We start from the raw sequence: 9,796 nt of genomic DNA, 5'->3' as shown, positions 1-9,796 counted from the left end.
CCGCGCGCTCGTGTGCGCGGGGCGGACGATGGGCCGTGCGCTTTCCCGGGTTCGTCGCTCGTCGGCGCGGCCCCTTCGGCGCGTCGGCGGGCTCGCGACGGTGTGCGAGGAATGGCGGAGCCAACCGGTCAGTCGATGCGCGTTCCCGCGCCGCTGACGCGGATTCGGGGGTCGCCCTGGCGCAGGGTCACCGTGAGTTCGCCGGGACGGCCCAGGTCCACGCCCTGGTGCAGGGTAAGGACGGCCTCCTCGGGGACCAGGCCGAGCTCGCGGACGTAGGCGCCGAACGCGGCGGCCGCGGCGCCGGTCGCCGGGTCCTCGACGACTCCGCCGACGGGGAAGGGGTCACGGGCGTGGAAGACCGTGGCCGACTCCCGCCAGACGAGCTGGACCGTGGTCAAATCCAGGCGGTGCATCAGGGCTTCGAGACGCGCGAAGTCGTACGCGAGATCCGCGAGGCGAGCACGCGTCGCCGCCGCGAGTACGAGGTGGCGGGCACCCGCGAACGCGATGCGGGGCGGGAAGGCCGGGTCGAGATCGCCGGCCGGCCAGCCGAGCGCGGCGAGCGCCTCCGTGAGATCGGCGTCGGCGATCTCCTCGACGCGCGGCTCGACGCTGATGAGCGTCGCCCGGACCGTCCCGTTCTCCTGGGCCACCTCCACCGGTACGACGCCGGCGCGCGTCGCGAACGCCAGCTCACCGGGCCCGATCCGCTCGGCCAACGCTACGGCGGTGGCGACGGTGGCATGCCCGCAGAACGGCACCTCCGCCTTCGGGCTGAAGTAGCGGATGGTGTACGCCCGTCCCTCCGGGACGCCGAGGTCCTCCGGGGGCGCGGTCAGGAACGCGGACTCCGAGTATCCGAGGTCGGCGGCGATGGCCAGCATCTCGCTGTCGTCCAGGGCGGAGGCGTCGAGAACGACACCGGCGGGATTTCCGCCGTCGGGGGTGCTGGAGAAGGCGGTGTAGCGCAGAACCTCGGCGTGCGGCGCATTGGTTGTCATGATCGTGGAACGCGGGGCGTCCGGGGGCTATTCCGGCCGCCCGGACGCGGCGGGAGTCAACGTCCGGTCCAGTTCCAGCGCGCCCACCGTCTGGTCGCCGCTGGTCTCTCCGGTCGGCCGGAATCCCAATGTCCGGTAGAAATCCCCGGGGCCGTCCTCTCCGGGATGCCAGGTGGTGGTCAGGCGCGTACCTCCGCGCCGCCGGATCTCCGCGGCCACCGACCGCACGGCGAAGCGTCCGTAGCCCCGGCCCTGCCGGCCGGCCGCGATGTTGAGGCGCCAGAGCCCGGAGCGGAAGTCGGTGCCGTCGCCGGTCCAGTCGATGTCGAAGAAGGCCATGAGGAAGCCGACGGCCTCGTCGCCGTCGCAGATGCGCCGGGGCCAGGCGATGCCGGGGTGCACGTACGCCTCGGCGAGCGACTTCACCACGGGTGCCACCGCGTGTTCCTGGTCGGGCCGGACTCTCAGGTCGATGGCGGTCTCGAAGTTGTCAGGGGTGATCTCTTGCAGGTGCGGCGAAACGGACATGCCCGAACTCTATGCAGGCAGGACAGGCCGTCCGACGGGGTGTTGCCCGAAGCGCGGGGCGATCCCGTCGGCGGTGACGGACCCGCGCCCACGCGTTGCCCGCTCGTGAGCGCCGCCGGGGCGGCCCCTTCCGTGATCTTGGCTGATATACGCTGCGACTACTTCATGAGATCAAGCCTGGGGGGGCCTTCCACATGATCACGTATTCGCGCGCGCTTCTGGGGACCGCGCTGGTTCCCGTGTTCGCACTGACCGTGACGGCGCCGTGTGCGCACGCGGTCCCGTCCACCGCCGCCGCCACCGCCACGACGGGCAGCACCGCCGCGACCGCCGTGGGGTCAGGTCCCTGGGCCACGCCGAAGCAGTTTCCCGGCGTCACCCGGGTGATCGACCTCCAGTCGTCGCGCGGCGGCACCCTGGCGGGCCTCTTCGAACAAGGCGGCAAGACCGTGCTGTCGGTCAGGCCCGCGGGCAGCTCGACCTGGCGATCCACCGAGCCCGCCCCGGGCGCGACGCTCCATCGCACGGACGACGGCGCGCTCACCCTCGTATGGTGGGAGAAGGCCGCGGACGCGACGAGCGGCACACTGCGCATGTCCCGGCTGGCACCCGACGCCACCGCCTTCGGGCCGGCCGAGGTCGTCGCGGTCGGCACCTCCGCCTCGGACGGTTACTACCGGGGAACCGCCGTCACCACGGTCGCGGCCGGCCCCTCTGGCCGTCAGGCCGTCGCCTGGATGGACAAGGACCACCGGCTCACCGTGTCCGAGCGCCCCGGACCGACCGGCGCCTGGTCCGCGCCCACGGTCCTCGACCGGCTCCCGGAGCCGATCGTCCGGCCCGACAACGTCTACGACTACCACCTGCGGGATCTGCGCCTCGCCGTCGCCAAGGACGGTGCCCTGGGGCTGATCTGGGGCGGCGACAGCTACTACACGGGGGACGGCGTCGACCCGGACCCCACCGCCTACCAGTGGCACTACAAATACCTGGAGAAGCCCGCCGGTTCGACCTCCTGGACCGCGCCGCGGGATCTGCCGCAGCTCGGCGAAAAGCCCCGGCTGGTCACGCTGGCGGCCCACCCGCAGGGCGGTTTCCAGTTGCTCTCCTTCAACAACTACGCCCGCAAGCCCGCCGGGGCGGCGAACTGGGGTCCGGCCGAGAGCACCGGGATCTACGCGAACGGCACCCGGCCCGCCGACCTGCTCACCGCACCGAACGGCGATGTCACGGCGGTCGGTTCAGGCCTCAGTGGCCCGGCCGTCGCCACGCGCCCCGCGAGCGGAACCGGCTGGAAGGCCCGGCAGGACCTGGCCGACAACACCGAGGCCGGCTCGCTCGGCAGCGCTCGGACAGCGGACGGTTCGCTGGTCCTGACGTACACCCAGAAGCGCTTCGTCTCGGGCCACACGGTCCGCCGCGACTTCGTCGCCCAGAGCGTCGGCGTCGGCAGTGTGTCCAAGCCGCGCACCCTCAACTCCCTGACGGACGGGACCACCAGCGCGGGCCTCGTGGCGACCGACGACAAGGGGCGCCCGGTCGCCGTCTGGACGCAGTCCGGGTCCGACGGCTCCTCGCCCGCCGCGTTCACCGCGACCACGGCCACCCGAGCCCTGCCCAAGTGGCACGACTACGCCGACAACACCCGCTCGGACATCCTGGGCACCGGCCTCGGCGACACGATGAACCTGCTCACGCAGGACGGCACCAATCCGCTGCGCACGTTCCAGGCGCGCCCCTGGGCGGCCGCGACCCGGCTCGTGCCGTTCGGCGACTTCGACGGGAACCGCTGCAACGACCTCGTCGTCCGGCTGCCCGGCGGCGAGGCGCGTCTCTACACCCCCGTGTGCGGCGGCCTGCCCACGCCCGACTCCGCCTACCGGCGGCTGTCGCGGGACTGGAGCGCGTACGACGTCCTGCTCTCCAGCGGCGACCAGACCGGCGACGGCCGCCCCGATCTGCTGGCCCGGAACAAGGCCTCCGGTGATCTCTACCTGTACGCCCACAACGGTACCGACGGCTTCCTGCCGCGGGTGAGGATCCGCACCGCCTGGACGGGTTACAAGCGTGTCATCGGCGCGGGCGACCTCAACGGCGACGGCCTCGGTGACGTCCTGGCCCTCGACGGCTCCGGAAAGCTCTGGCGCTACAACGGCACCCGCACCGGCAAACTCAAGGACCGCGTCCAGGTGTTCAAGGACTGGGGCCGCACCTACAAGGACGTGATCGGCGCGGGCGACCTCAACGGCGACGGCAGGAACGACCTCGTCTCCCGTGATACCTCCAACACCCTCTGGCTCAACGCGGGAACCGGCACGGGCACCTTCAAGAGCCGTGTCCAGGCAGGGGATTCGACGTACTGGAAGTCCTGGGCCTCGCTCGCCTGATCGGCACCGCCGACTACCGGAGCTTTCGGCGCCGCGCGTACAGGGCCGAGGCGACGGCGAGCAGGGGGACGGCGACGGCAGCGCCGATGTAGAAGCCGGGTGTGGCCCAGGCCGGGCCCGGCCACACGAACACGACGACGTCCGCCGCGTCGTCGGTCGGCGTGCTGTCCCGGCTGGGGCGTGCGGGGTCCCCGTCCGAGACCGTGACGTGGCCGCCGCGATCGGTGCTGTCCTTGTCGATGCGGAGGGTGAAGGGGAAGGTCGTCGTGGCCCCCACGGCTTCGACGCGAGCCGTGCACACGTACCGTCGGGCACTCGGCTGCTTCACGAATGCCTCGGCCAGAGGCGTGCCATCGGCGGCGACGGCCAGGCAGTCCTGGTCGATCACCTCCTCGTCGCTTTCGAAGCTGTACGGCGACTCCACGACCGTGGTGCCCTCCGGCACCGTGAAGACGACTTTCACCGTGGCCGGCAGCGAGCCGGGGCCGTTGTTGCGCACGCCGATCCGCACGCCGGCCAGACTGCCGACGGGGCCACGGGCCGTGTCGGCGACCGCCGCGAGCTCGCTCCGGTTGCGCACCGGCACGTGAAGCACCTGCTGTCCGTCCCCGGCCCTGTCCGGCCCACCGGGATCGGCCTCGGTCGCCGGGACGAGCCGCAAGGGCGTCCCGTCACCCGGCCGGTACCGTGATGTGATCTCGGCCGGGGGCACGTACTCGGTGCCGACGGCGGCGGCACTCACGTCGACGGTCGGATAGTTGGCGTCCCCCGCGACCCGCAGGTGTTCGGGGGCGGCCAGGCCGTACGACCGGCCGGGTGGAATGACGACGTCGGCGGCGGAGAGCCGGCACCTGGCCGAAGTGCTCGCTCGATAGCGGCAGTTGGGGTGCCGGTCGCCGATGGTGACGCCGTCGTGTGCTTCCATGCTCAACGCCACTCCACGGGCGGGCACGTCACCGACATTGCGTACGGTCAGACGGACCGCGAGGCTCTCACCGGGTTCCACGGGGCCCTGACGGGACTGAGTCGTGACCCGGAGCACCGGTCGGCCGACCACGATGCGGGTGTGTCCGGTGACGGGCCGCATGCCGGGTGCGGTGACGCGGTAGCGCAGGACGCCGGAGTCACCAGCTATCGCGCCCTTCGCGGGACTCAGGTGGAAGGCCTGGACGCTTCCCGCGCCCGTCGGCCCCACCTGCGTGTCGCAATGGTAGACGGGCAGGTGGACGACACAGTCGTCGAGCGCGCGTTTGACGGTGACGACGTCCTTCAGATCGGCGGCGTCGAAGGTGATCCGCAGTCCGGCCGTCTCCCCGCCGGCAGCCCTCTCCTCAACTCGCAGGTCGGAGGCGGCTTGGTGCGGATCCCGTGAGACGTAGAAGACCGAGGGGACGACCAGTTCCACATCGGCTCCCCCGCTCGAGGAGCACCCCGAGAGGACGGACGTCATGGCGGTCGACGCGAGCAGGAGGACGACGACAGCCCTCCACGAACGGACGAGTAGGCCCACCTTCCGTCTCAACTCCCCTCGGGGGCAACGCGCACGTGACGATCACGGAGCCGGGCGAACGCGGTCCGGCTCGGGCGAAGGGGAAGGAACTCCTTGATCTGTTCGGCGCATTCGCGCGGGCTCGACGTGCCGGTGTCGCATTCCAGGTCGTAGTCTCCGTGACGGTGCACGAGGTCGTACTGGTGCGCGGCCAGGCCCGGCGGACGGTCTCCGCGCGCCCGCTCCCGGCGCACGAGTTCCTCCAACGGACAGTGGACGCCCACGAACAGCACGCTCTCCGCGGGAAGGACCGACAGGCAGTCGAGCAACCGCCACCGCTCGCTGAGCACATGGTCCACGATGACGTCGTTGCCGACCTCGGCCATCGCGGCGATCGAACGGTGGAAGCCCATTCTCGTCCGCCGCAGCGTGGACTCGAGTTCCGCCTCACCGAGGCTCCGCTTGGTGCGCATCGCGTTGAAGCCGTCCACCGCCAGATGGAAGAAGACACCGTCGTCGAGTACGTCGAGCAGTTCGCGGGCGACACTCGACTTTCCCGAACTGGACGTGCCGTTGAGGAAGATGATGCGGCCGGCGGTCATGCCGACATGATCACACGGCCGCGGTGACCGTCGCGGTGCCGCTGGGCGAGGAGACTCGCCGAACCGGTCCCGTTTGACCTTGACACGGTGGCAAGGCCTTCACTGCGTGCCCAGGAGGTGGTCTCGATGACGATCACAGAACAGGACACGAACACGAACACGGACACAGACACGACTGCGGCTGCGGCTGCGGCTGCGGTACGCATGCTCCGGGGGCTGGAGGACGGCAGCTCGTCCGTGCGGCTGCGGGCCGCGCTGGCGGTCGGCTCGGCGCCCGACCCCCGCTTCGTCCCCGGCCTCGTCCAGCGCTGCGCGGTCGAGCCCGAGTTCTTCGTCCGCGACATGCTGACCTGGGCGCTCATCCGCCACCCGGTGTCCACGACACTTCCCGCGCTGCTCGCCGAGGTCCGCTCGGACCGTGCTCAGGCACGGAGCCAGGCGCTGCACACGCTGTCCAAGATCGGTGACAGGCGAGGGTGGCCGGCGATCACACCGGCCCTGCTGTCCGACGCCGACGACGAGGTGGCGCGGAGCGCCTGGCGCGCCGCGGTCGTCCTCGTGCCCGCGGGCGAAGAAGCCGAGCTGGCAGCGGAGTTGGCGACCCAGTTCGGGCGCGGTGGGCGGGAGACTCAGCTCAGTCTCAGCCGGGCCCTGGTCGCACTGGGAGACGTGATCGTGCCGGTTCTGCTCGCCGCGACGACGGCGCCCGGCCCGCGCGCCCGTGCGCACGCGCTCGCCACCCAGCGGCTGCTGCGCGATCCGGACGCCGGATTTGAGTTGGCGATCGAGGAGGCGAAGCGCGTCGCGGTCCTCGACGGGCCGGGGCAGGAGGGACGATAGGGCGTGTTGATCGGTGAGGTGGCGCGACGGTCCGGTGTCAGTGCCCGCATGCTGCGGCATTACGAGTCGCTCGGTCTGGTGCGTCCTTCGGGGCGTACCGGCTCCAACTACCGGGAGTACTCCGGGGACGACATCCGGCGGATCTTCCATATCGAGAGCCTGCGGTCGCTGGGGCTGTCGCTGCGTGAGATCGGGCGCGCGCTCGACGATCCCGGCTTCACGCCCTCGTCGCTCGTCGACGGTCTCATCGATGAGACCCGCGAACGCATCGCGGCGGAGACCGAGTTGCTCACGCGGCTGCGCAGGATCCATGCCGCGGAGCCTGCCGACTGGGAGGACGTCCTCCAAGTCGTCGCGCTGCTCCAGGCGTTGGCCTCGAAGAGCGCCGACGCCCGGCAGCGCGCCGCGCTGTCCTCGGGCGGAGAGGTTCCGGTGCCTGTGGAGGCCCTGGTCGAAGCGGTGCTGAGCGAGACGGAGCCGAACGTCGCCGGGGCCCTTCGATGGGCCCTGGCGCGCTCCGGCGACCGCGGACCGGCGCTGCTCGCGGAGGGGCTGACCTCCCCGACTGCCGCGGTACGGGAACGGGCCGTTCGGTCACTCGCCGAGATGCCGGACGCCGAGGCCACCACGTATCTGCGGGGTGCCCTCGCCCACCCCGACTCCGCGGTCCGCGGGCACGCGGCTCTGGCGCTGGGGACACGGGGCGTGGGCGACGCGGTCCCGACCCTCCTCGACATGATCGTGGAGGGACGCAACGACACCGACGCGGCGGACGCACTGAGCGTGCTGGCGAGCGACCCCGTCACGGCGGACCGGCTCGCGGACGGGCTCCTCGACCGTCTCGCCCACCCGACCACGGAGGCACCCGCGCGCGGGCGGCTGACCCAGGCGCTGGCGGGCATCCCGGGGACGAGGACGTCGGACGCGCTCGTGGAACTGTCGAAGGACCCTGACCGTGCCGTGGCGCTGACCGCGGCCTATCTCCTTCACCTGCGCGACGCGCGCTGACATTTGTCCCCCTGCGGCACCGACTTCGTCGTTCTCGCCGATCCCGACGGCAACCGCTTCCGCGTCAACGACACGGGCCACCACTGACGGACGGCCGCTACCCGCGGGGAGTCTCCAGCCCGACGGTGCGGCGGACCGTCTCCAGGCCGACCAGTTCGATGCGGGGCGTGTCGTCGACGTCCCGGGTGAGGAGGACCTTGTTCTCGACGAGCAGTCCGCTGGTCACCACGTAGCTGCCGTCGGGCAGGATGCCGAGCGGCAGGGTGCGAGGGCCGAGGTGGAGGTTCAGGTCGCGTCCGTCGCGTGTGAGGCGGTATCCGCCCTCGTAGTAGCCCAGGTACGGTGCGGTGGCGCCCGGGTCGGTCGGCGCGGTCCGGCGACCGAGGGCGCGCAGGTCGTCGAGGGCGGCGAGGTACGCGGCGTGCGCCTTGGCCGGGACTCCCTTGTTGAGGCCGAACCGTTCGCTGAGCAGCAGGTTGAGGACGTAGAGGTAGAAGTACGGTCCGGTCGGGGTCGGGTTCATCGCGTTGAGCACGACCAGTCCGAGGTCGCGTTCGGGCAGGAACCCGATGTACGAGGTGAAGCCGTCGATTCCGCCGTTGTGCCAGATCAGCGAGGTGCCGTCACGGAAGCGGTTGTGGATCCAGCCCATTCCGTAGCCGGACGCGGTGACGTCCGGGTCGAACACGGGCGACACGGGGACCGGGATGTGGGGCTTCCAGCACTCGGCGAGATTCCTGGCCGACACCACACGGCGGCCGTCCACGGAGACACCGCGCCGCAGTTGCATGCGGACGTACGCGGCCATGTCGTCGAGTGAGGCGAGCGTGCCGCCGGCGGGGGCGTAGCTGCCGACCGGCCCGTAGGCGAGCGGCCTGTTGGCGCCGGTGAGGTCCGGTACGTAGCCGCGCATGAAGTCGGTGACCAGTCCCCGGGGGTCGTCCGCGATCCGGGCGCCGGCCATGCCCGTCGGCCCGTACACCCGGCCCCGCATCTCGTCGGCGAACGTGCCAGTCAGGGCGTCACCCGTCACGCCGGAGGCGAGCAGCGGAACGAAACCGCCCACGGAGTAGACCGTGTTGTTGTAGTGGTAGGTGGTGTCGGGGGGTGCCACGACCGGGAGGGTGACCAGGGATCGGAGCAGCTCAGGGGCTGTCGGGTCTCCCTCGTGGAGGCCGGACAGGGCGGGCGGCTCGTCGATGCCGGTGGCCATGCCGAACAGGTCGCGGACCCTCAGGGAGCGCGTGAGCCGGTCGGTCGGCGCTGTGAAGCCTGGCCAGGCCTCGACGGCCCGCTGATCCCAGGCCAGTTGCCGCCGGTCGACGTACGTCGCGGCGAGCAGCGAGGTCATCGACTTGGTCGTCGAGGCGACGAGGAAGCGGGTCGACGGGGTGACCGGCGCGCGGCTTTCGATGTCGCGGACGCCGAGCGGCAGGGTCAGCAGTACGCGGTCCCCGCTGACCACGGCGACGGCCGCGCCTGCCAGGCCCATGGCGGTGAACTCGGCCCGTACCCGGGCGGCGAACCCTTGCCATCCGTCCGCCGCCGCTTCCGCCGCCTTCCCCGCTTCCTCCGCTTCCGCTGCTCCCACTGCTCCCACTGCTCCCGCCGGGGACGGCCGGACGCCCAGCCCGGCGGCCAGGCTCGCGGCCATCACTCCCCGGATGGCCGTCCTGCGCGTCGTACCGGTCGACGAGACCGCACTCGCGATGTCGGGCTCCATGGGCGTTCTCCTCGGTGCAACGGGGGGGAGATGATCGGCTGCACGGCTGTTGGGTGACGCGGCGACCGGTGCGGCGGAGCCGTTCTCGGCGCAGCCGGTGCGGCAGGGCGATTCCCTACAGGGCCGGTGCGGTGAGGCCATTCCCGGTAGGGCCGGTGCGGGGGGCCATTCCAGGCAGGCCGGTGCGGCGGGGCCAATCCCGGCAGGGTCGGAAG

Annotated in this window: 8 protein-coding genes; 3 read left to right on the top strand and 5 right to left on the bottom strand. The window is 71.7% G+C overall.

Annotated elements, in window-relative coordinates:
• Positions 1-128 precede the first annotated feature (128 nt).
• Positions 129-1,004 carry a PhzF family phenazine biosynthesis protein gene (locus tag ACFXGX_RS04520; RefSeq protein ID WP_384784577.1) on the bottom strand — a complete coding sequence of 292 codons (876 nt, stop codon included), beginning with the start codon at positions 1,002-1,004 and terminating at the stop codon, positions 129-131.
• A gap of 27 nt (positions 1,005-1,031) precedes the next feature.
• A complete protein-coding gene (locus ACFXGX_RS04515; protein ID WP_384784576.1) occupies positions 1,032-1,532 on the bottom strand; it encodes a GNAT family N-acetyltransferase in 501 nt (166 codons plus the stop codon).
• Positions 1,533-1,726: 194 nt separating this feature from the next.
• Between ACFXGX_RS04515 and ACFXGX_RS04510 the strand changes: the two genes are divergently transcribed.
• Positions 1,727-3,919 carry an FG-GAP repeat domain-containing protein gene (locus tag ACFXGX_RS04510; RefSeq protein WP_384784574.1) on the top strand — a complete coding sequence of 731 codons (2,193 nt, stop codon included), beginning with the start codon at positions 1,727-1,729 and terminating at the stop codon, positions 3,917-3,919.
• Positions 3,920-3,932: 13 nt separating this feature from the next.
• On the opposite strand, the gene ACFXGX_RS04505 is transcribed toward ACFXGX_RS04510, so the two are convergent.
• Entirely contained in the window at positions 3,933-5,324 is a 1,392-nt protein-coding gene (locus ACFXGX_RS04505; protein WP_384784572.1) for a hypothetical protein, read from the bottom strand.
• Between the two features lie 113 nt (positions 5,325-5,437).
• On the bottom strand, positions 5,438-6,010 hold the full coding sequence (locus ACFXGX_RS04500) for a chloramphenicol phosphotransferase CPT family protein (protein ID WP_384784570.1): 573 nt from the start codon (positions 6,008-6,010) through the stop codon (positions 5,438-5,440).
• A gap of 126 nt (positions 6,011-6,136) precedes the next feature.
• On the opposite strand from ACFXGX_RS04500, the gene ACFXGX_RS04495 reads away from it, so the two are divergent.
• Together ACFXGX_RS04495 and ACFXGX_RS04490 are read left to right on the top strand one after the other, a co-directional pair.
• Entirely contained in the window at positions 6,137-6,850 is a 714-nt protein-coding gene (locus ACFXGX_RS04495) for a HEAT repeat domain-containing protein (RefSeq protein WP_384784568.1), read from the top strand.
• 3 nt (positions 6,851-6,853) lie between these two features.
• Positions 6,854-7,858: a HEAT repeat domain-containing protein gene (locus tag ACFXGX_RS04490; RefSeq protein ID WP_384784566.1), complete on the top strand. Its 1,005-nt coding sequence runs from the start codon at positions 6,854-6,856 to the stop codon at positions 7,856-7,858.
• A gap of 97 nt (positions 7,859-7,955) precedes the next feature.
• On the opposite strand, the gene ACFXGX_RS04485 is transcribed toward ACFXGX_RS04490, so the two are convergent.
• On the bottom strand, positions 7,956-9,581 hold the full coding sequence (locus ACFXGX_RS04485; RefSeq protein WP_384784564.1) for a serine hydrolase domain-containing protein: 1,626 nt from the start codon (positions 9,579-9,581) through the stop codon (positions 7,956-7,958).
• Between the last annotated feature and the right edge of the window lie 215 nt (positions 9,582-9,796).

This window comes from Streptomyces sp. NPDC059371 (assembly GCF_042751995.1).
Classification (GTDB): Bacteria; Actinomycetota; Actinomycetes; order Streptomycetales; family Streptomycetaceae; genus Streptomyces.
This window is presented reverse-complemented; position numbering and strand designations above follow the sequence as displayed.